The 20,212-nt window shown below is 71.9% G+C and carries 20 protein-coding genes and 1 tRNA gene; 14 read left to right on the plus strand and 7 right to left on the minus strand.

Features of this window, described 5'->3' with window-relative positions; genetic code table 11:
• Positions 1-6 precede the first annotated feature (6 nt).
• Complete coding sequence (locus ACFYTE_RS31670; RefSeq protein WP_388717979.1) at positions 7-747, plus strand: Tellurium resistance; 741 nt, start codon at positions 7-9, stop codon at positions 745-747.
• A 141-nt stretch (positions 748-888) separates the two neighbouring features.
• Here the strand turns inward: ACFYTE_RS31670 and ACFYTE_RS31675 are convergent, their stop codons facing one another.
• Entirely contained in the window at positions 889-1,671 is a 783-nt protein-coding gene (locus ACFYTE_RS31675) for a TerD family protein (protein WP_388717982.1), read from the minus strand.
• Between the two features lie 179 nt (positions 1,672-1,850).
• Between ACFYTE_RS31675 and ACFYTE_RS31680 the strand changes: the two genes are divergently transcribed.
• The 3 genes from ACFYTE_RS31680 to ACFYTE_RS31690 are packed head-to-tail and all read left to right on the plus strand — an operon-like array spanning position 1,851 to position 6,326.
• Positions 1,851-3,017, plus strand: coding sequence for an HpcH/HpaI aldolase/citrate lyase family protein (locus ACFYTE_RS31680; RefSeq protein ID WP_388717985.1), 1,167 nt, complete (start codon positions 1,851-1,853; stop codon positions 3,015-3,017).
• A gap of 31 nt (positions 3,018-3,048) precedes the next feature.
• Positions 3,049-5,517, plus strand: a complete 2,469-nt coding sequence (locus tag ACFYTE_RS31685; RefSeq protein WP_388717988.1) for a phosphoribosyltransferase — start codon at positions 3,049-3,051, stop codon at positions 5,515-5,517.
• Entirely contained in the window at positions 5,517-6,326 is an 810-nt protein-coding gene (locus tag ACFYTE_RS31690; protein WP_388717991.1) for an HAD family hydrolase, read from the plus strand. Before ACFYTE_RS31685 ends, ACFYTE_RS31690 begins: the two co-directional genes overlap by 1 nt.
• Before the next feature lie 88 nt (positions 6,327-6,414).
• Here the strand turns inward: ACFYTE_RS31690 and ACFYTE_RS31695 are convergent, their stop codons facing one another.
• The 3 genes from ACFYTE_RS31695 to ACFYTE_RS31705 all read right to left on the minus strand — a co-directional run bounded on the left by ACFYTE_RS31695 (position 6,415) and on the right by ACFYTE_RS31705 (position 8,821).
• On the minus strand, positions 6,415-6,642 hold the full coding sequence (locus tag ACFYTE_RS31695) for a zinc ribbon domain-containing protein (protein WP_388717994.1): 228 nt from the start codon (positions 6,640-6,642) through the stop codon (positions 6,415-6,417).
• Positions 6,643-6,816: 174 nt separating this feature from the next.
• Positions 6,817-7,350, minus strand: a complete 534-nt coding sequence (locus ACFYTE_RS31700; RefSeq protein ID WP_388717997.1) for a DUF4383 domain-containing protein — start codon at positions 7,348-7,350, stop codon at positions 6,817-6,819.
• Positions 7,351-7,429: 79 nt separating this feature from the next.
• Entirely contained in the window at positions 7,430-8,821 is a 1,392-nt protein-coding gene (locus ACFYTE_RS31705) for a hypothetical protein (RefSeq protein ID WP_388718000.1), read from the minus strand.
• Positions 8,822-9,112: 291 nt separating this feature from the next.
• Between ACFYTE_RS31705 and ACFYTE_RS31710 the strand changes: the two genes are divergently transcribed.
• The 4 genes from ACFYTE_RS31710 to ACFYTE_RS31725 all read left to right on the plus strand — a co-directional run bounded on the left by ACFYTE_RS31710 (position 9,113) and on the right by ACFYTE_RS31725 (position 10,158).
• A tRNA-Val gene (locus ACFYTE_RS31710) sits at positions 9,113-9,184 on the plus strand.
• Between the two features lie 131 nt (positions 9,185-9,315).
• Complete coding sequence (locus ACFYTE_RS31715; protein ID WP_388718003.1) at positions 9,316-9,555, plus strand: hypothetical protein; 240 nt, start codon at positions 9,316-9,318, stop codon at positions 9,553-9,555.
• A gap of 95 nt (positions 9,556-9,650) precedes the next feature.
• Positions 9,651-9,866 carry a hypothetical protein gene (locus ACFYTE_RS31720; RefSeq protein WP_388718006.1) on the plus strand — a complete coding sequence of 72 codons (216 nt, stop codon included), beginning with the start codon at positions 9,651-9,653 and terminating at the stop codon, positions 9,864-9,866.
• A gap of 100 nt (positions 9,867-9,966) precedes the next feature.
• Positions 9,967-10,158, plus strand: coding sequence for a hypothetical protein (locus ACFYTE_RS31725; protein ID WP_388718009.1), 192 nt, complete (start codon positions 9,967-9,969; stop codon positions 10,156-10,158).
• Positions 10,159-10,508: 350 nt separating this feature from the next.
• Here ACFYTE_RS31725 and ACFYTE_RS31730 read toward each other — a convergent pair whose 3' ends face one another.
• Positions 10,509-11,165: an HAD-IA family hydrolase gene (locus ACFYTE_RS31730; RefSeq protein ID WP_388718012.1), complete on the minus strand. Its 657-nt coding sequence runs from the start codon at positions 11,163-11,165 to the stop codon at positions 10,509-10,511.
• 184 nt (positions 11,166-11,349) lie between these two features.
• Positions 11,350-11,970, minus strand: a complete 621-nt coding sequence (locus tag ACFYTE_RS31735) for a TetR/AcrR family transcriptional regulator (RefSeq protein ID WP_388718015.1) — start codon at positions 11,968-11,970, stop codon at positions 11,350-11,352.
• Positions 11,971-12,040: 70 nt separating this feature from the next.
• Between ACFYTE_RS31735 and ACFYTE_RS31740 the strand changes: the two genes are divergently transcribed.
• On the plus strand, positions 12,041-12,934 hold the full coding sequence (locus ACFYTE_RS31740) for an NADP-dependent oxidoreductase (protein ID WP_388718018.1): 894 nt from the start codon (positions 12,041-12,043) through the stop codon (positions 12,932-12,934).
• A 33-nt stretch (positions 12,935-12,967) separates the two neighbouring features.
• On the opposite strand, the gene ACFYTE_RS31745 is transcribed toward ACFYTE_RS31740, so the two are convergent.
• Positions 12,968-13,870, minus strand: a complete 903-nt coding sequence (locus ACFYTE_RS31745) for a helix-turn-helix transcriptional regulator (protein WP_388718021.1) — start codon at positions 13,868-13,870, stop codon at positions 12,968-12,970.
• A 132-nt stretch (positions 13,871-14,002) separates the two neighbouring features.
• Here ACFYTE_RS31745 and ACFYTE_RS31750 point away from each other — a divergent pair, with 132 nt between their 5' ends.
• From ACFYTE_RS31750 to ACFYTE_RS31770, 5 genes are all read left to right on the plus strand, one after another.
• On the plus strand, positions 14,003-14,755 hold the full coding sequence (locus tag ACFYTE_RS31750) for an SDR family oxidoreductase (protein ID WP_388718024.1): 753 nt from the start codon (positions 14,003-14,005) through the stop codon (positions 14,753-14,755).
• A gap of 341 nt (positions 14,756-15,096) precedes the next feature.
• Positions 15,097-15,741, plus strand: a complete 645-nt coding sequence (locus ACFYTE_RS31755; protein WP_388718027.1) for an HNH endonuclease family protein — start codon at positions 15,097-15,099, stop codon at positions 15,739-15,741.
• Between the two features lie 65 nt (positions 15,742-15,806).
• Positions 15,807-17,435, plus strand: a complete 1,629-nt coding sequence (locus ACFYTE_RS31760) for an alkaline phosphatase D family protein (RefSeq protein WP_388718030.1) — start codon at positions 15,807-15,809, stop codon at positions 17,433-17,435.
• A 325-nt stretch (positions 17,436-17,760) separates the two neighbouring features.
• On the plus strand, positions 17,761-19,653 hold the full coding sequence (locus ACFYTE_RS31765; RefSeq protein ID WP_388718033.1) for an FAD/NAD(P)-binding protein: 1,893 nt from the start codon (positions 17,761-17,763) through the stop codon (positions 19,651-19,653).
• Between the two features lie 92 nt (positions 19,654-19,745).
• Entirely contained in the window at positions 19,746-20,204 is a 459-nt protein-coding gene (locus ACFYTE_RS31770; RefSeq protein WP_388718036.1) for a DoxX family protein, read from the plus strand.
• Positions 20,205-20,212 lie beyond the last annotated feature (8 nt).

The raw sequence follows: 20,212 nt of genomic DNA on the forward strand, positions 1-20,212 counted from the left end.
GCGGGAATGGGCTTCTTCGACGGGCTGCTGGGCGGGCGCGCGGCCGACTTCGACTCGGGCAGCGCCGCCACCAACTCCATCCAGCTCACCAAGCGGCACCAGCAGGTGTCCCTGTCCAAGCAGGACGCGGCCACCGGGCATCTGCGGGTCAACCTGGCCTGGCGGATGCGGACGTCCGACATCATGGGCGGCGTCGAACGCACCAGTCTGTTCCGGCACCCCTTCAAGGCACTGAAACCCCCGGAGATCCTGGGCCACGGGCAGAGCATGGTCAACGTCGACCTCGACCTGGGCTGCCTGTATGAGCTGGCCGACGGCACGAAGGGGGTCGTACAGCCGCTCGGCGGCTACCTCGGCGACATCAACGCACCGCCGTACGTCAAGCTGAGCGGCGACGACCGGTTCGGTTCGGCGTCCGGCGAGACGATGTACGTCAATCTGGACCACCGCGAGAACATCAAGCGGCTGCTGGTGTTCGTGTACATCTACGACCAGACACCGGCGTTCGACCGCACGCACGCGATCGTCACGCTCTATCCGAGCAACGGTCCGCGGATCGAGATAGGCCTGGACGAGCGGCACCCGCAGGCACGCTCCTGCGCCGTGGTGATGATCGAGAACATCAAGGGCGAACTGGTCGTCCGACGCGAGGTCCAGTTCGTCTACGGCTTCCAGGGAGAACTGGACCGCCTATACGGCTGGGGCCTCCAATGGGGCAGAGGCCACAAAACCCAACCAGGCCACTAACCGCCCCAAAGGGGCGCGGGGAACTGCGCGCCAAGCCACGACGGCGCCGCAGCCGCCGACGACCAACCGAGGCACCCCAGTGGGCGCACCGCCACAGCAGTGGCCGCACCGCCACAGCAGTGGCCGCACCCCGCCACACCGCTAGCGTACGAACTGCGGCCCCTGCGGCGGCAACCGCACATCCGGCGGAGCAGCACTCACCGGCGCGGTCACAGCCACCGCCGGCGGATACCCGTACGCCGGCTGGGGCGACCCCACCTGCGGATACCCGTACGCAGGCTGCACCGGCACGGTCGAAGGCACCGTGGACGGCTGCTCGGGCGGCAGCGGCCGAGACACCTCCAAAGGAGCAGGCGCCGCCGCTTCCTCCTCCGCCGCCTCCGACTCGTCCACCGAGATACCGAAGTCCGTGGCCAGCCCCTTCAGCCCGTTGGAGTAACCCTCGCCCAGGGCGCGGAACTTCCACCCCTCGCCACGGCGGTACAGCTCGCCGCAGATCAGCGCCGTCTCCGCCCCGGTCTCCGGCTTCACATCGAAGTGCGCCAGCGCCTCACCGTCGGCCGCCGTCGCGTCGTACAGCAGGATGCGCAGGGACCGTACGCGGTCGAAGGCGACGCCGTCCGCCGAGGCGACCAGCAGAATTCGGCCCACCCCGGGGTCGACTCCCGAGAGGTCTGTCTGGATCGTGTCGGTGAGGCCCTCGGCGACCCGCTTCTTGCCGAGCCGCCACACCGTCCCCGACGGATGCCGGGGCTGGTTGTAGAAGACGAAGTCCTCGTCGGAACGCACACGACCGCCGGGGCCGAGGAGCAGCGCCGAGGCGTCGATGTCGGGGACCCCCTGCCCGGGGGACCAGCGCAGCACGGCCCGCACGGTCGTGGCCTCCAGCGGGACGTTCGACCCTTTCAGCATCGCGTGCGTCATGCGGTCATCCTGCCCTCTCGGCCCTGGTCACGACAACGCGGGGGGTGGCCGTGGTCGACATCGTCGAGTTACCTGAAATTCATGCCCGGCGGGAACCTAGGGCATGGATCCCTACGTACTATTACCGGCCACCCCAACACGGAACCCACAGGCCCACCTTGCGCCCCCGGGGGAGTTATATGCGTCATTTCGGGCACATCGCCCCTGAGGTGCGACGGCGCCTCTTCCATCAGGAGCCGTGCGAGTTCACCGCCGACTCCGCGGCCCGGCTGCTCTCCGCAGGCCTGGGCGCCACGCTGTACAGCCCGGCCACCCGGCCGCGGCTGGCCGACGACATCGTCAAGCAGGCCGGACTCGGTGTGGCCTCGATGGTGCTGTGCCTGGAGGACTCGATCGACGACGCGGACGTCGTGGCCGGCGAGGAGAACCTGGTCCGGCAGTTCGCCGACCTGGCGTCCCGTCGGGGCGCGCAGCTGCCGCTGCTGTTCATCCGGGTCCGCCACCCCGAACAGATCCCCGACCTGGTACGGCGCCTGGGCCCGAGCATCCGGCTGCTGTCCGGCTTCGTCCTGCCGAAGTTCACCGAGGAGCGCGGCATCCCCTTCCTGGAGGCGCTGACCGGCGCCGAGGCGGCCAGCGGCAGGCGACTGTTCGCCATGCCGGTCCTGGAATCACCCGAACTGCTGTACCGGGAGTCACGGGTGGAGACCCTGGAGGGCATCCTGCGCGCGGTCGACAAGTACCGCGACCGGGTGCTTGCCCTGCGTCTCGGCGTGACCGACTTCTGCTCCTCCTACGGACTGCGCCGGCCGCCCGACATGACGGCGTACGACGTCCAGATCGTCGCCTCCGTGATCGCCGACGTGGTCAACATGCTGGGCCGGGCCGACGGCACCGGCTTCACGGTCACCGGACCGGTGTGGGAGTACTTCCGGGTCCCGGAGCGCATGTTCAAGCCGATGCTGCGCCGCAGCCCCTTCCTGGAGGGGCAGGCCGTCGAGCTGCGCGAACGGCTCATCGAGCACGCGATGGACGGACTGCTGCGGGAGATCTCCCTGGACCAGGCCAACGGCCTGCTCGGCAAGACCTGCATCCATCCTTCCCATGTGCTCCCCGTACACGCGCTGTCCGTGGTCAGTCACGAGGAGTTCAGCGACGCCCAGGACATCCTGCGCCCGGACCGGGGCGGCGGGGGCGTGCTCCGGTCGGCGTACACCAACAAGATGAACGAGGTGAAGCCGCATCGCGCCTGGGCCGAGCGGACCCTGCTGCGCGCCGAGATGTTCGGCGTGGCGCATGAGGACGTCGGCTTCGTCGAGTTGCTGGCCGCCGGAATACCCGGCTGAGCGCCCGCGGCACAAGGAACCCATGAACCCCATGAATCCCACTCCCACGGTCTGGTCCGGCAGCTGGGTCGCCGAGCGGCTGGGCGTCGAGCTTTCGGGCGACGACACCCTGACGGACATGCTCGGGCTCGCGCTGCGTCGCAACCCCAAGCGGGCGCATCTGCTCGTCTCCAACGTGCTCGGCAAGCACGTGCCGCAGTCGCCGGCCGTGGTCTACGGCCACGGGGTCGCCCTCGGCCGGCGGGTGCGCGAGCTGCTGGGCGACGAGGAGGCCGCCGCCGCGGTCGTCCTCGGTTACGCGGAGACCGCCACCGGGCTCGGCCACTCGGTCGCCGACGGCCTGTACCTGGCCCCCTATCTGCACTCCACGCGCCGCCCGGTACCTGGCGTGGCACGGGCCGGCGGCTTCGAGGAGTCCCACTCGCACGCCACCTCGCATCTGCTGCTGCCGGAGGATCCGGCGCTGCTGGTCGGCGACGGCCCGCTGGTCCTCGTCGACGACGAGTTCTCCACCGGGAACACGGTGCTGAACACCATTCGTGATCTGCACGAACGCTATCCGCGTTCACGCTATGTGGTGGTCGCCCTGGTCGACATGCGCTCGCCGGCCGACGCCGCCCGGCTGGCGGACTTCGCCCGCGAGATCGGCGCCCGGGTGGACCTCGTCGCAGCGGCTTCGGGCACGGTACGCCTCCCGGCGGGCGTCCTGGAAAAGGGCCGCGCCCTGGTCGCCCATCACGAGCCCACCACACCCGACGGCACAGCCGCCGACGCCCCCGGCGCACCCATTCGGAGTGGGCGGATCGAGGTGCGCTGGCCGCACGGGCTGCCCGACGGGGGGCGGCATGGCTTCACGCCCGCGCACCGGGCCCGCCTGGAGCGGGCCCTGCCGGCCATGGCCGCCCGCGTCGCCGAGGCACTGCCCGCCGACGCCCGGCGCGTCCTGGTCCTCGGCTTCGAGGAACTGATGTACGCGCCGCTGCGGCTCGCCCGCGAACTGGAGCAGGTCGTCACCGCCGAGGTCCGCTACTCCACCACCACCCGCTCGCCCGTCCTCGCCGTCGACGACCCCGGCTACGCGATACGCAGCCGCATCGTCTTCCCCGCCCACGACGACCCGGCCGACGGCCCCGGCGAGCGCTACGCGTACAACGTGGCGGGCGGCGGCTTCGACGCCGTCGTCGCGGTCGTCGACTCGGTCGCCGACACCCCCGAACTGCACGCCCCCGACGGCCTGCTGGCCCTGCTCGGCGAGCACAGCCCGCACGTCCTGCTCGCCGTCGTACCGTCGTACGTCCCCGAGCCCCTGTACGTCCCCGCCTCCTGCGAGGAGAGATCCGCCATGCTGTCCGAGCCCCTTCGCGGCCCCGCCTTCTCCTCGTACGCACCCGACGAGGTCGGCTGGCTGCTCCAGGACCTCTCGGACGTGACCCTGGAGGCGCCGACCGAGGAGCGCGAGGAGGCCATCCAGAGCGGCGGGGCCCACTACGCCGAGTCGCTGCCGGTGGAGTACCAGCCGAGCGCGCAGTACCAGGAGCTGTTCCACCAGGCCCTCGACGCCTCCGCCGCACGGCTGGCACGGGCGGTCGGCGTCGTCACCGAGACGGTGATCGCCGAGCGGTCCCCGCGCCCCGTCCTGGTCTCCCTGGCCCGCGCGGGCACCCCCGTCGGCGTGCTGATGCGCCGCTGGGCCCGGTTCCGGCACGGACTCGACCTGCCGCACTACGCCGTCTCCATCGTGCGCGGCCGTGGCATCGACGCGAACGCGCTGCGCTGGCTGGCCGCCCACCACGACCTGCAGGACGTCGTCTTCGTCGACGGCTGGACCGGCAAGGGCGCCATCACCCGCGAACTCGCCGACGCTGTCAGGGAGTTCGAGGAAGCCGAGGGCATCACCGGCTTCGACCCGGAGATCGCGGTGCTGGCCGACCCCGGCGCGTGCGTACGGACCTACGGCACCCGCGAGGACTTCCTCATCCCGTCCGCCTGCCTCAACTCCACGGTCTCCGGCCTGATCTCGCGTACGGTCCTGCGCGCCGACCTCGTCGGACCGCACGACTACCACGGCGCGAAGTTCTACCGCGAACTCGCCGGCTCGGACCTGTCGGTGGCCTTCCTGGACGCCGTCTCCGCACGCTTCCCCGAGGTCGCGGACCCGGTGGCCGCCGCCGTGAAGGAGCTGGCCGCCGCCGACCGCACCCCGAGCTGGGCGGGCTGGGCCGCCGTCGAGCGCATCAGCGAGGAGTACGGCATCCACGACGTGAACCTGGTCAAACCCGGTGTGGGCGAGACCACCCGGGTGCTGCTGCGCCGGGTGCCGTGGAAGATCCTCGCCCGGTCCGGCGCGGGCCCCGACCTGGACCATGTGCGGCTGCTGGCCGAACAGCGCGGCGTACCCGTCGAGGAGGTCGACGAACTCCCTTACACCTGCGTGGGTTTGATCCACCCCCAGTACACGCGGGGCGCCACCGGCGCCGACGGCAGGGCGGTGACGGTCTGATGCCGGTGCTCGTGGCGAGCGACCTCGACCGCACCCTGATCTACTCGGCGGCGGCCCTCGCACTGACCATGCCGGACGCCCGTGCGCCGCGGCTGCTGTGCGTGGAGGTGCACGAGAGCAGGCCGCTGTCGTACCTCACGGAGACCGCCGCCCAACTCCTCACCGAGTTGGGCGACGCGGCCGTGTTCGTGCCGACCACCACCCGCACCCGCAGGCAGTATCAGCGCATCAACCTGCCCGGCCCGGCGCCCGCCTACGCGGTCTGCGCCAACGGCGGGCACCTGCTGGTGGACGGCGTGTCCGACCCCGACTGGCACGCGCGGGTGCTGGCCCGGCTGGCGGCCGAGTGCGCCTCGCTGGACGAGGTCAGGCAGCACCTCGCCGACACCGCCGATCCCGCGTGGGTACGTAAGCACCGGGTCGCCGACGACCTGTTCGCCTATCTGGTGGTCGAGCGCGAGCTGCTGCCCGAGGACTGGGTGAAGGAACTCGCCGTGTGGGCCGAGAACCGGGGCTGGACGGTCTCCCTCCAGGGCCGCAAGATCTACGCCGTGCCGAAGCCGCTCACCAAGAGCGCGGCCGTGCGCGAGATCGCCCGCCGCACCGGTGCCGAGCTGACGCTGGCCGCCGGTGACTCCCTGCTCGACGCCGACCTGCTCCTTGCGGCCGACCGCGGCTGGCGGCCCGGCCACGGGGAACTGGCCGACTCCGGCTGGACGGCCCCCGCGGTCAGCACCCTCCCGGAGCGGGGGGTACTGGCCGGGGAACGCATCTTGCGCGAGTTCCTGCAAGCGGCACGGCACGCGTAACGGTCACGGGAGCCTGCCCGCTCCGGTGGGGGAGCGGCCTGGGTACGGGAGCGGCTCGGGTGGAGGGGCGGTCGGGTGGGGGGAACGGCTAGCCGCAGCATCCGCCGCCGCAGCAGCCACCGCCTCCGGCGCTCGGCCGGGGTGCGGAGGCCGGCGCGGACGCGGACGCCGAGCCGCCGACGGCCACGGTCGACAGGAGTTTCACCGTGTCGTCGTGGCCCGCGGGGCAGGCGGCGGGCGCGGCGGACTCCGCCATGGGGCGGCTCAGTTCGAAGGTGTCGCCGCAGCTCCGGCAGCGGTACTCGTAGCGAGGCATGCGCACAGGCTAGCCGCCGAGGCCGCCCGTCGGCAGTTACCGTTCGATTCCGAGCGCGGCAGCGTTGCGGCTGGGCCGGGGGCCGTCGGTCGTCTGCGGCTGCGTTGTGGCTGGTCGCGCCCGCGCGGCGGAGCCGCACGTCGATACAGCCCCGCGCCCCTTTGGGGCGTTGCCCTACGGGTGTTGGTGTCGCTGCTCCAGTTCCCGGGCGGCGGGGTGGCGGGCTCGCCAGTAGGGGTTGTCGTGGGGGAGGGTCGAGCTGACGCGGCCGTACATGCCGAAGACCATCAGCAGGAGGCCGACCACGAAGCTGAACAGGACGTTCTGGATGCGGAACGCGAGGAAATTGTACGGACTGTCCAGCAGGGCGAGGTTCAGGAAGCCGCTGAGCAGGAACAGGATGCCGAGGGTCATGTTCAGCGTGGACGCGAAGTTCCCGCCGATCACCATGCCGACGAACAGCAGCACCCCGACGCAGATCGACAGAACGCTGAGCGCACCGTTGGTGTTCAGACCCAGCGCGGTGTTCCCGCCGGTGTTGAAGAAGCCGATGTTGTCGGTCAGACCGAGGACGCCGAAGGCCAGCAGGAACAGGCCCATCAGGCCCGCGCCGATCCGGTAGATCAGATTCAGCCGGTGGTCGACGGGCAGGTGCTCGTCGAACCGGATCCGGCGGCGCGTCTCCGGCCGCATCGTATGTGAGGCCATCTCCGCCTCCCTGGGGCGTGTGCGGAGGCCATGCGTACCACCCAATATCCGCCCACCCCGCCCCCCGGGCAAATGCCGGTCAGTGACCGGGAGCGCCGCGCTCCTCGCGGATGCGGGAGACCACGCGGGCCACCGTCTGCCGCACCGCCTCCGTCTCGGTCAGGAAGTGCCAGTAGTCGGGGTGGCGCCCCTCCAGCGTGCCGATCGCCCGCGCCAGACGGGCCACCGCGTCGTCGAGCGGCCGGGCGTCCCGCGGGTCCGGCGTGGCCCGGCCCGCCATGGCCAGCCGCTGCGCGTCCCGGATCGCGAACCGGGTCCGCTCGATCTCCCGCTGCGGATCCTTCTGTACGGCGTTCAGCCGCGTCAGCCGGTCACCGGCCGCGGACACCGCCTCGTCCGTGGTGTTCAGCAGCGCCCGCGCGCTCGACAGCAGCGCCGTAGCGTCCGCCCAGCGCTGCGCGTCCCGGGCCGCCTGCGCATCGCGCAGCTTCAGCTCGGCCTGCCGTACGTTCTCGGCGGCCTGCGCCGGCACCTGCTGGAGGTCCTGCCAGCAGGCCGCCGCGAACCGGCGGCGCAACTCGCTCAGCACCGGGTCGACCTGCCCGGCCCGGGTGGTCAGGGCCTGCGCCCGGGTCCGCAGGCTCACCAGCCGGTGATCGATCTCGGCGGCCTGCTCGGGCCGCCGCTCCGCCTCGACCCGGATCGCCTCCGCGTCCCGCGCCACCCGCTCGGCCCGCTCCAGCGTCGGCTGCACCCCGTGCTGGCCGGCGCCCTGGTTCAGCCGGGTCAGTTCGGGGGAGAGCGCCGCGAGCCGGGCGGCGAGGTCGTCCGCCTTCAGTCCCGCGCCCCGGACGGCGTCCAGCGCGTTCGAGGCGGCGAGCAGCGCCTGCCGGGCCCGTTCCACGGCGGGCGCGAGCCGGGCCAGCTGGGTCTCGGCCTTGCCGAGCAGCGGTCCGAGCCCGTCGCCGAACCGGTCCAGCTCCTGCTTGACCCGGACCAGTTCCTCCTTGGCCGCGGTCAGCTCGCCGCGCGCCCGGGAGGCGACGGATGCCTCCAGGTCGTCCCGGTCCAGGTCATGCGCGTCGACGGCCTCGATATAGCGGTGGCTGGCCTCGTCGATGCGCCGGCCGAGCGCGTCGAAGTCGGAGACGGCACGCCGGGCCGCGGGGGAGTCGTCGACGGCCGTGATCGTCTCGATGGAGATCCTGAGGTCGCGCTGGGCCGTGTCCAGCTCGTAGAACGCGGCCGCCGCGGCGTCCTTCGCGGTCTGCGCCTGCGCCCGCTGGCTCTCCGCCCGCCCGCCGAACCAGCGCCGGGTGCCACCGCCGGCGAACGCGCCGGGCACCGCGAGGGCGACGAGCACGGGCAGGCTCATCAGGGTGAGGGCGTCCCGGAGGGCCGAGGGGCCGCGCCGGGGCCGTGCGAACGGCGGGTACGGCTGCGATGGTGTCGTCGCCGGTGTCGCCGTCACATCCCTCTCCCGTGCTGTGTTGCGTCCTCGGTGGTGTCATTCTCCCACCCACAGAGGACGAACACACGGGCCGTTCAGTTCGCGGTTCGCACCGTGATCTTCCCGTCCCGGGTACGGGCGTCCACCTGGCCGGGCACGGCGCGGAGACGGAGACGGACCGACCCGTCGAGAGAACCGCCCCGGACCGTGAGCGAGGACACCACCGGCCCACTACCGCATCGGCGGTGGGATAACCCCCGATACGGGTTTGCGGCGCACCGCCGTCGGCAATGTAGGCTGTCGACTCGTTCGGGGTGCGTAGCTCAGGGGTAGAGCGCCTGCCTTACAAGCAGGATGTCGGCGGTTCGAAACCGTCCGCGCCCACCGGTGAACGGTCCTTCGGAGGTGGCTCCGGGGGGCCGTTTTTGTGACCGTGGAGCGGGGCGCGTCCATCTGGACCCCCGTCTCGCGGGTCGGGCCGGGGCTTCGTCGGGTCCGGCCTAGCATCCGTGGACGTGGCAGACATCCCCGATCGGCTCATCGCACTGGAACGCACCGCCGAGGAAGAGCGGGCAAAACTCGCCGGGCTCGGCGGCGACGACTACGACGCACAGTGGCGCCGCTGGCGTACGGCGGCCGAGGCCGCGCAGGCGGCGATCACCGAGCACGCCAAGCAGACCGAGGCCAACCGGCACGAGGTGGAGCAGGCCGTGAAGAAAGCCGTCCGGCATGCCGAGGAGGACCCTGCGGAGTGAGCGGCCTCGGGTGACCACGGCCTCGGTCCCCGGGCCGCGGGCGCCGTGGGGCGGCCCGCTGTGCGCTCCCCCGCGCGCGGGGAGAGTGTGGAGACATGACCGGCGCGAAACCCGTGGTGATCTACCCGCCCGACGAGGAGGGCGGTCGGCGGGTGCGCGTGAACGGGGAGATCCTAGGGCGCGCGTTCAGCCTCCAGGACATCGCCCGCTTCATGCAGCAGGCGGGTTTGCAGGGCTGGGACGAGATGGACGTGGTGCGCTCCACGCTGATCGAGTGGCGGGGCGGCGGACCGGGCGTGTGGCGGCACTGACGGAACCGGTACGTCTCCCCTCGGCGTCGGGGGTTTCGTCGGGGCACCGCTCCGCGGCCTGAGAGGATCACGGGCGTCGTGTGCGTGCGGAGGAGGGGGCGTGGTGGTCGTACTGCTGGTGGGCGTCTTGGTGCTCGTCGTCGGCGGGTGCGTGTGTGTGGTGTGGGCGCAGCGCGGGGGGCCGCGCTGGGTCCGCGTCGTGGCCCATCTGACGCTCGGCGCGGGCGAGTTGCTGCGCGCCTCGGAGAAGCGTGGGCGGCGGCGTGGGCTGAACGGGTCGGGCGGTGACTGAGCGCTCCGCTGGGAGTGCCGTGGGGGGTCGTTGGTCGTCTGCGGCTGGGTTGTGGCTGGTCGCGCAGTTCCTCGCGCCCCTTTGGTTTGCGATCCGTCGTCGTTTGGCTGCGGCGTCGTCGTGGTTGCTCGCGCAGTTCCCCGCGCCCCTTCTGGGTGCGGCCCGTCGTTGGTCGTCTGCGGCTGGGTTGTGGCTGGTCGCGCCCGCGTGGCGGAGCCGCATATCGATACAGCCCCGCGTCCCTTTGGGGTGCGATCCGTTGTCGTTTGGCTGCGGCTGGGTTGTGGTTGGTCGCGTCCGCGTGGTGGAGGCGCATATTGATACAGCCTCGCGCCCCTTTGGGGTGTTTGTTAGTTGATGTGGATCTGGATTGTGCCGGTTTGTGTTTGTTCCGGGTGTACTCGGGTCAGGTCGGGCACCGTGATGTCCGGGTTGTGTTTTTGGGCGCGCGGGCCTACGCCCACGACCCGCATGCCCGCGGCGCGACCCGCGGCGATGCCCGCTCCGGAGTCCTCGAAGACCAGGCAGTCGGCGGGGTCGACGCCGAGTTCCGCGGCGCCCTTCAGGAAGCCCTCGGGGGAGGGCTTGCTCGCGCCGACCGATTCGGCGGTGACGCGTACGTCCGGCAGGTCAAGCCCGGCCGCGGCCATCCGCGCCGTGGACAGGGGTACGTCGGCGGAGGTCACAAGGGCGTGCGGCAGCCCGCGCAGGGCCCGTAGGAAGGCGCTCGCGCCGGGGATCTCGACCACGCCGTCCACGTCGGCGGTCTCCTCGGCGAGCATGCGGGCGTTGTCGGCGAGGTTCTGCTCGACGGGCCGGTCGGGCAGCAGGACGGCCATGGAGGCGTGTCCCTGGCGGCCGTGCACCACCGTCATCACGTCGTCGCCGTCCAGTCCGTGCCGCTCGGCCCAGCGCCGCCAGATGCGTTCCACGACGGCGTCGGAGTTGACGAGCGTGCCGTCCATGTCGAGCAGCAGGGCGCGGGCGGTGAGGACGGTGGGCGGCATGGGCGGCTCCAGGACGGCGGGCGGGTGGTGGGCGCCGGGGATGTCGGGTTCACCCCCGGAGGGACTGCGCCCCCCGGAGGGACAAGGCGGCCCCGCCCGCCGGTCAGGGAAAACGGGCGGGAGCCACTTTGTTTCCCCACGGTACAAAACGAAGGCGCCATCACGCCACCGCCGCGTCAACCGTTCACTCGGCGTTCAGCTCACCCGCGGGCCCGAGGGGCGCGGGGAGCCGCCCTTGAGTGACGGCCCAGGCCGCCTCGATCATCTGGAAGATCTCGTCCACCGCGGCCTCCGGCTCGGCCGCCTCGCGGGCCAGCGAAAAGGCGTCGATCGCGAACCTCGCGATCGTCCGGCAGGCCGTTGGGGTCTGTGACAGACCGGGATCGGCTGCGATGGCCGTGGCCAGCGACTCCGCATGGCGCAGCCTCATCGACTCCTCGTACTCCCGCAGAGCGGGTGACGCGTCGATCATGCGCCAGATCGGGGCGGCGCTGTCCGCCGTGCAGTGCCGCACCAGGGCCTGGATCTCACGGCGCAGTACGGGGATGAGCGGCTCGTGCGGTGCCCGGCCGGTGACCGCCTGTGTGAGGCGTTGCTCGAAGTCCTGGTCCTGCTCGAACACCAGGGCCTCTTTCGAGGCGAAGTGGGAGAAGAGCGTGGTGACGGCCACGTCCGCCTCGGCGGCCACCTCGCGGATGCCCACCGCGTCGTACCCGCGTTCCGTGAAGAGCCGCAGGGCGGTGTCGGCGATCTTCTGGCGGGTCGCGGCCTTCTTGCGCTCACGGCGTCCGGACGGCACGGTCATGCCCTGACGCTAGCAGATACAAAGGTGGAACGGTTTTTAAACCATAACCGTTAGTGTTACGGTCGGTCGCATGAAGAAAGTGAGCTTCGCCGAGTTCGGCGGTCCGGACGTTCTGCACCTCGTGGACGCCGAGGAGCCCCACGCGGGGCCCGGTCGGATACGTGTCGCCGTGCGGGCGGCGGGCGTGAACCCCTTCGACTGGCGGGTCCGTGAGGGCCAGTTCCAGCAGGTCCATCCGATCGAGTTGCCCGCCGGGGTCGGGCAGGACGCCGCCGGGGTGGTGGACGAGGTCGGCGAGGGCGTCGAAGGGGTCGAGGTCGGCGACCATGTGTTCGGCGAGGGTACCAGCACGTATGCCGAGTTCGCCGTGCTGTCGGCCTGGGCCCGTATGCCCGAGGGGCTGACGTTCGAAGAGGCGGCCGGGTATCCCTCCGTGGTGGAGACCGCGCTGCGCATCATCGGCCAGGTCGGTGTGCGGTCCGGGCAGACGCTGCTGGTCAGCGGTGCGTCCGGGGGAGTCGGATCGGCGGTGCTGCAGATCGCCCGCGACCGCGGCATCACGGTGATCGGTACGGCCGGTGCCGCGAACCAGGACTATCTGCGCAGCCTGGGTGCCCTCGCCACGTCGTACGGTGAGGGCTGGGTCGAGCGGGTGCGGCGGCTCGGCCGTGTCGACGCGGCTCTGGACCTGGCCGGCTCGGGCGTGATTCGCGAGCTGGTCGGGCTGACCGGGGATCCGCAGAAGGTGATCTCCATCGCCGATCTCGGTGCGCCGGAGCTGGGTGTCCGGTTCTCCGGTGTGGCCGGGAGCATGCCGGAAGCGCTCGCCGCGGCCGTCGGCCTCATCGCACGGGGAAAGCTCCACATCCCGGTGGAGAAGTCGTACACGCTCGGCGAGGCCGCGGCGGCGCACGCCGACAGCCAGGCCGGTCACACGCGCGGGCGCCGGGTCCTGGTCGTCTGAAAGCCGACCCGCGTGTGGTCCGAAAGCCGTGCGTCAGGGTGTCTTCGGGTGCGGGGCGTCGGCCGGACTGTCGTCTGCCGGACTGTCGTCTGCCGGACTGTCGTCTGCCGCGCCCGCGGACTCGGCCGGTGCGAGCGCGGCGAGGAGCCGCAGCTTCTCGTCGCTGTCGCTGTCCTTGTCGGGGTAGTAGACGACGAGGATGACGTCGTCCACGGGGAGTTTGTCGCGGTGCAGCCGTAGTTCACCGACGACGGGGTGGTGGACGGTGGTGGTGCCTCCGTCCATGGTGCGGACGTCGTGCCGGGCCCACAGGGTGCGGAACCGCTCGCTGGACAGGGCGAGTTCGCCGACGAGTTCGACGAACCGGGGGTTGTCGGTGTCGTCCCCGATGGTGGTGCGAAGGGCGGCGACGAAATCGGCGGTGGCTTTCGTCCAGTCCTGGTGGAAGGCCTGCTCCTCGGGGTCGAGGAGGAGGGAACGAAGCCGGTTCTGGCCGGGCCTGAGGCGCGGGGAGAGCGCGACCGCCATCGGGTTGGAGGCCAGCACGTCGAAGGCGCGTCCTTCGACGAACGCGGGAATCTGAAGGTGGGCGAGGAGCTGGTGCACCCGTGCCGGTACGTGCTCGGGTCGCTTGCGGCGCGGTGCCCTGGGGCGCGCCGCCGCGAGGCCGAGCAGATACGTACGCTCGACGTCGTCGAGGCGCAGGACGCGCGCGAGCGCATCGAGGACCTGGGGTGAGGGGTTCTTGTCGCGGCCCCGCTCCAGGCGCAGGTAGTAGTCGGCGCTGATGCCGGCGAGCAGGGCGACTTCCTCACGGCGCAGGCCCGGGACGCGGCGGTTGCCGCCGGCCGGGAGTCCCGCCTGCGCCGGGGAGACCAGCTCACGCCGGGCGCGTAGGTAGCCGCCGAGTCGGTTGTCGGATTCCTCGTCCTTCATAGCGCCACCGTAAAACGGCGCGCGGGTCTCAGCGGGGGCCCTGACAGGACCAGGGAAGACGGGGGCCCTGCCGCGCCCGGTGGTTGCCGTCAAGACTTGCGGCATCACCGTTTGAGAAAGGGAGGACCCGTCGTGGATCTCTCCAACCGCACCGTTCTCGTCGTCGGCGGCACCTCGGGCATCGGGCGGGAACTGGCCCGCCGGTTCGCCGCGGCCGGCAGCACCGTGGCCGTGGCCGGCCGTAACCCGCAGGCGCTCTCGGAGCTGGCCGGAGAAGGGTTCGGCACCTTCGGCGTCGATGTCACCGACGGTGACTCCGTCGTAGATGCCCGCGACGCCGTGCTCGCCCGGTATCCCGAACTGGACACCGTGGTGACGATGTCGGGCGTCATGCTCCTGGAGGACCTGCGCGACCCCGCGCACTTCGAGGCGGCGCGGACGACGATCGACACCAATCTGGTCGGCACGATCCGGGTCATCGACGCGTTCACCCCGCACCTGGTCGAACGCGGCGCCGGCACCTTCGTCACCGTCACCTCCGGCATCGCTTTCCTGCCGTTCCCGCCCATGCCCACCTACGCCGCCTCGAAAGCCGCGGTGCACGCCTACTCCGAGGCACTGCGCGCACAACTCGACGGCACCGGTGTCGGCGTCGTAGAACTGGTCCCCCCGGCCGTCGCCACGGCGGGGCAGGAGAAGGTGAACCCGCACGCACTGCCGCTCCACGACTTCGCCACCGAGGTCATGCAGCTGCTGTCAGAGGACCCCACCCCCCACGAAATCCTGGTGAAGGGCGTCCACATGCACCGCTGGGCCGAACGCGACGGCACATACAACACCCTGGTCGCCCAACGCTCCCAGTCCCTGCCCATGCGCCAGCCCTGATACCCCGCCCAGCTGCAACGCCCCGAAGGGGGCGCGGACCTGTCCCGACATGCGCCTCAGCCATTCAGGCGCGCCGAGCTGCAACGCCCTTTAAGGGGCGCGGGGCTGTTTCGATATGCGGCTCCGCCGCGCGGGCGCGACCAGCCACGACGAAGCCCGCACCCGCCCGCCGACGCACCGAGCCCCCCTTAGGCGCCCCGCCAAGCCCGCCGCCGGCGAAGGGGTTGTCGTGTCATGTGCACGTCACTAGCTTCTTACCGCACGCACACCCACACGCAACGCGGGCCCGCGAGCATTCCCTCGCTCGCACCCCAACCCCCTCACCCCTCAAGGGAGTTCGCATGGCCAAGTTCTACGCGCGTCGACGCTTCAGCATACTCGCCGCGCTCACCGGTCTCATAGCCTCCGTCGCGCTCTTCAACTCCCCGACCGCCTCCGCCGCGCTCCCCACCCCGGTCAGCGGCGCCACCGCCCGCAGCTACCTCTCGCAGCTCACCGTCGCCACGGAGAACCGCACCGGCTACAGCCGCGACCTCTTCCCCCACTGGATCACCATCAGCGGCACCTGCAACACCCGCGAGACGGTACTCAAGCGCGACGGCTCGAACGTCGTCACCGACTCCTCCTGCGCCGCCACCAGCGGCAGCTGGTACTCCCCGTACGACGGCGCCACCTGGTCCGCCGCCTCCGACGTCGACATCGACCACGTCGTCCCGCTCGCGGAGGCCTGGGACTCCGGCGCCGGCAGCTGGACCACGTCCCAGCGCCAGGCGTTCGCCAACGACCTGACCCGCCCGCAGCTCATCGCCGTCACCGACAACGTGAACCAGGCGAAGGGCGACCAGGACCCGGCCGAGTGGATGCCGTCCCGCACGGCCTACCGCTGCACGTACGTCCGCGCCTGGGTCCAGGTGAAGTACTACTACAACCTCTCCGTCGACTCCGCCGAGAAGAGCGCCCTCACCAGCTACCTCAGCGGCTGCTGATCTCCGGAACCGTCCCGCCCGCCTCCGTCGTTCCGTACCGTACGGGACGACGGAGGAGGGTGACCGTGGCCGAACTGCGCCTGGGACCACTGCTGAGGTACGCCGACGGCAGGACCGCGACCGTCTGGGTCGAGGCGAGCCGGCCGTGCGCCGCCGAGGTGCGCTGCGCCGACGGCGCGGGCGGCACGGCCCGCACCTTCCAGGTGGCGGGCCATCACTACGCCCTGGTCCCGGTGACCGGGCTCACGCCGGGCACCTCGACGGCGTACGAGGTGTTCCTGGACGACACGCGCGTGTGGCCGCTGCCCGACTCGCCCTTCCCGCCCTCCGAGATCCGCACGCCCGCCGCGGACGACACCGTGCGCGTCGCCTTCGGCTCCTGCCGCTGGGCCGCGCCCCCCGCCGGCGAGCGCGACCCGGTCGGCCCCGACGCGCTGGACTCGCTCGCCGCCCGGCTGGCCGCCGACTCGGACCGCGAACGGCCCGATGTGCTGCTGCTGTTGGGCGACCAGGTGTACGCCGACGAGACCTCAGGAGCGATCCGGCGCCGCCTCGCCGCCCGCCGTGACCTGAGCGATCCTCCGGGCGCCGAGGTCGCGGACTACGAGGAGTACACCTGGCTCTACTACGAGTCCTGGCTGCACCCCGAGGTGCGCTGGCTGCTGTCCACCGTGCCCAGTTGCATGATCTTCGACGACCATGACGTGATCGACGACTGGAACACCTCCGCCGCCTGGGTCGCCGACATGCGGGCCACCGACTGGTGGCGCGAGCGGCTGCTGAGCGGTCTGATGTCGTACTGGGTCCACCAGCACCTGGGCAATCTGTCCCCGGCCGAACTCGCCGCCGACCCGCTGTACGCGGCCGTGCGCGAGACCCCCGACGCCACCGACGTGCTGCGCGCCTTCGCGGCCGAGGCCGACGCCGACCCCGCCTCGGTCCGCTGGAGCTACCGTCGCGACTTCGGACGGGTGCGGCTGCTGATGGTGGACACCAGGGCCGCCCGGGTGCTCGACGAGGACGGCCGCGCGATGCTCGACCCGGGCGAGGCGGCCTGGCTGCGCGAGCAGGCGCTGGCCGACCGGGGCTCCTGCGACCACCTGCTGATCGGCAGCTCGCTGCCTTGGCTGCTGCCGCACCTGGTGCATGACGCCGAGACCTGGAACGCGGCGCTGTGCCGGGGCGAACGCGGGGTCCGCTGGGCGCGGTTCGGCGAGGACGTGCGCCGCCGTGCCGACCTGGAGCACTGGGCGGCCTTCCCGGAGTCCTTCGCCGCCCTGGCCGCACTGCTCGCCGAGGCGGGCTCGGGGCCGGGCGCGCCCGCGACGGTCCTCGTCCTCTCCGGGGATGTCCACCACGCGTACGTCGCCGAGCCGTCCTGGCCGGCCGGCCCGCCCGACGCCCGGGTCCTCCAGCTCACCTGCTCCCCGGTGCACAACTCCATCCCGCTCTCGATCCGCCTGGGCTTCCGCTTCGGCTGGAGCGGGGTGGCGCGGGGCCTGGGCCGCCGGCTGGCCCGGCACGGCCGCTGCCCGGAGCCGCCGGTGTCCTGGCGCAGGACGGGCGGCCCCTGGTTCGGCAACCAGCTCATGACACTGACGCTGACCGCCCGTTCGGCCCGCCTACGCCTGGACCAGGCAACACAGAACGGCACCCTGACGACAGCGGAGAACACCCTCCTCACCACCCCCTGAGGACGCGCTCCCACCGGGTTCGTGCCCCGAAGGGGCGCGGGGAACTGCGCGACCAGCCACAAGGCCGCCGCAGTCGCCCGACGGCGTGCATGGCCCCGACAGGGCAGCGCGACAGGAACTGCCGGCACGGTGATGCACTCCTCGGCCTCCCGGTCGGGAAGTCGGCGACCATGGAGGGCTTCCTCCTCACCCGTTCATGAGGGACAAGCGGGACCTGTGGGGTCCGCGTTGGCTTCCGTGGTGGGCGGCGGCATGATGAGGCGGACCGTCCGCTTCCTGCGGGCGTTTCGCTGCTTTGCGCCCCACATGCTCGGGAGTCTCACCTTTGTCTGCACCGACCGAGGAATCCTCTGCGGTCTCCGTCGCCCTGGTCGGCGCCGGTCCGCGCGGCACCAGCGTCCTGGAACGCCTCTGCGCCTCCGCGCCGGAGCTGCTCCCGCCCGGCGTCCGGCTGACGGTCCATGTGATCGACCCGGCGCCGCCAGGACCGGGCCGCGTCTGGCGCACCGCCCAACCGCCGGAACTGCTGATGAACACCGTGGCCTGCCAGGTGACGCTGTTCACCGACGAGAGCGTCGACTGCTCGGGACCGATCCGGCCCGGCCCCAGCCTGCACGAGTGGGCGGACGGCGAGCTGGGCCCGGACGACTATCCGACCCGCGCCCACTACGGCCGCTATCTGGAGTGGGTGTTCGCCCGGGTCGTACGGCACGCCCCGGACGCCGTACGCGTACGCACCCACCGGGCCCGCGCCGTACGGCTCACCGACGGCGCCGACGGCCGGCAGACGCTCACCCTGGACGACGGCCGGACCCTGACCGGACTCGCGGCGGTGGTCCTCGCCCAGGGTCACCTCCCGGCGCTCGCGGACCGCACGCTGCGCGAGGCGGCGGAGTACGCCGAGCGGCACGGCCTGCGCCACATACCGCCCGCCAACCCGGCCGACGTCGACCTCGCCCCGCTCGCGCCCGGCGAACCGGTGCTGCTGCGCGGCCTGGGCCTCAACTTCTTCGACCACATGGCCCTGTTGACGACCGGCCGGGGCGGACGGTTCACCCGCGGCGCCGACGGCACCCTGCGCTACACGCCCTCCGGTGCCGAGCCGCGCCTGTACGCCGGTTCCCGCCGCGGGGTCCCCTATCAGGCCCGCGGCGACAACGCGAAGGGCCCGTACGGCCGGCACACCCCGCGGGTCCTGACCCCGGAGGCGATCGCGGGCTTCCGCAAGCGTGCGGACTCCGGTGAGCCGCCGGACTTCCTGGCGGAGATATGGCCGCTGGTTGCCAAGGAGGTGGAGAGCGTCTACTACGGCGCGCTGACCCGGCGTGCCGACTTCGTCGAGCGGTTCCTGGCCGTCCCGCACGGCGATCCCCAAGAGGCCCTGCTGCTGGACGAGTTCGGGGTACGGGACACCGACCGCTGGTGCTGGGAGCGGATCTCCCGGCCGCACGCGGGACGGGACTTCGCGGACCGGGAGCAGTGGCGGGCGTGGCTGCGCGCCCATCTGCGCGAGGACGCCGCGCAGGCCGCGCTCGGCAATGTCGCGGGCCCGCTCAAGGCGGCCCTGGACGTGCTGCGCGACCTGCGCAACGAGATACGGCTGGTGGTCGACCACGGAGGGCTGGCCGGTGCTTCCCGCCGGGACCACCTGGACCGCTGGTACACCCCGCTGAACGCGTTCTTGTCCATCGGCCCGCCGCGGCGGCGCATCGAGGAGCTGGCCGCGCTGCTGGACGCGGGGGTGGTGGAGGTGCTGGGGCCGCGGCTGGAGGTGCGCTGCGCGGACGGGGCGTGGACGGCGTACTCACCGGACGTGCCCGGCTCGGCGGTGCGTGTGACGACTCTCATAGAGGCGCGTCTTCCGGAACCGGATCTGCGACGCACCGCGGACGAACTGCTCACCGGACTGCTGCGGACCGGCGACTGCCGGCCGCACACCGTCGACGGTTACGAGACCGGAGGGCTGGACGTGACAGCCCGCCCCTATCACCTGATGGACCGTCAAGGCAGGTCGCACGCAAGGAGGTTCGCGTTCGGGGTGCCCACCGAGGGGGTGCACTGGGTGACCGCGGCGGGGGCCAGGCCCGGGGTGGATTCGGTCACGCTGTCCGATGCGGACGCGGTGGCGCGGGCGGTTCTGCGGGCGGCCGGGGCAAAAGCGGAACCGCAAGCGGAACCGGCGCCGTGGCCGGATGTTGAACTTGCAAGCATCGATTAGGTCAACCTAACCTGGTCGCCTCGTTCGGTACCCGCACCAGACCGGCCCCTCCCCGGCCGGCCCGACCGAAACCGAAGAGGAGAGACCCCCACATGTCCGCACGCCTCAACTCCGCTCAGCCGTACGCCATCGGCCTGTTCCGCATCGTCATCGGCCTGCTCTTCGCCGCGCACGGCGCCGCCTCGCTCTTCGGCGTCCTCGGCGGCGCCGCGGGCACCGACGGCGGCACCATCGACGCCGGTACCTGGCCCGGCTGGTACGCGGCCGTGATCCAGTTCGGGGGCGGCGGCCTCGTACTGCTCGGCCTCGGCACCCGGGTCGCCGCGCTGATCGCCTCGGGCTCCATGGCGTACGCCTACTTCGACGTGCACCAGGAGGCCGCCCTGTGGCCGATACAGAACGGCGGCGAGCTGTCGGCCCTGTTCTGCTGGGCCTTCTTCCTGCTCGTCTTCACCGGCTCCGGCGCGCTCGGCCTGGACGGCCTGCTCACCCGGCGCGCGTCCGCCGAGCGGGAACGGCCGACGGCGGAACAGGAACCGGTGACGGCCTGACCCCTGCG

The organism is Streptomyces sp. NPDC004629 (genome assembly GCF_042873595.1).
In the GTDB taxonomy this organism is placed as follows: domain Bacteria; phylum Actinomycetota; class Actinomycetes; order Streptomycetales; family Streptomycetaceae; genus Streptomyces.

Coding starts and splice junctions, on each gene's coding strand:
- ACFYTE_RS31745 (WP_388718021.1), bottom strand. CDS start 13,870: ATGAAGGACGAGGAATCCGACAACCGACTCGGCGGCTACCTACGCGCC.
- ACFYTE_RS31700 (WP_388717997.1), bottom strand. CDS start 7,350: ATGGCCTCACATACGATGCGGCCGGAGACGCGCCGCCGGATCCGGTTC.
- ACFYTE_RS31720 (WP_388718006.1), top strand. CDS start 9,651: ATGACCGGCGCGAAACCCGTGGTGATCTACCCGCCCGACGAGGAGGGC.
- ACFYTE_RS31685 (WP_388717988.1), top strand. CDS start 3,049: ATGAATCCCACTCCCACGGTCTGGTCCGGCAGCTGGGTCGCCGAGCGG.
- ACFYTE_RS31755 (WP_388718027.1), top strand. CDS start 15,097: ATGGCCAAGTTCTACGCGCGTCGACGCTTCAGCATACTCGCCGCGCTC.
- ACFYTE_RS31680 (WP_388717985.1), top strand. CDS start 1,851: ATGCGTCATTTCGGGCACATCGCCCCTGAGGTGCGACGGCGCCTCTTC.
- ACFYTE_RS31740 (WP_388718018.1), top strand. CDS start 12,041: ATGAAGAAAGTGAGCTTCGCCGAGTTCGGCGGTCCGGACGTTCTGCAC.
- ACFYTE_RS31675 (WP_388717982.1), bottom strand. CDS start 1,671: ATGACGCACGCGATGCTGAAAGGGTCGAACGTCCCGCTGGAGGCCACG.
- ACFYTE_RS31670 (WP_388717979.1), top strand. CDS start 7: ATGGGCTTCTTCGACGGGCTGCTGGGCGGGCGCGCGGCCGACTTCGAC.
- ACFYTE_RS31735 (WP_388718015.1), bottom strand. CDS start 11,970: ATGACCGTGCCGTCCGGACGCCGTGAGCGCAAGAAGGCCGCGACCCGC.
- ACFYTE_RS31695 (WP_388717994.1), bottom strand. CDS start 6,642: ATGCCTCGCTACGAGTACCGCTGCCGGAGCTGCGGCGACACCTTCGAA.
- ACFYTE_RS31690 (WP_388717991.1), top strand. CDS start 5,517: ATGCCGGTGCTCGTGGCGAGCGACCTCGACCGCACCCTGATCTACTCG.
- ACFYTE_RS31770 (WP_388718036.1), top strand. CDS start 19,746: ATGTCCGCACGCCTCAACTCCGCTCAGCCGTACGCCATCGGCCTGTTC.
- ACFYTE_RS31730 (WP_388718012.1), bottom strand. CDS start 11,165: ATGCCGCCCACCGTCCTCACCGCCCGCGCCCTGCTGCTCGACATGGAC.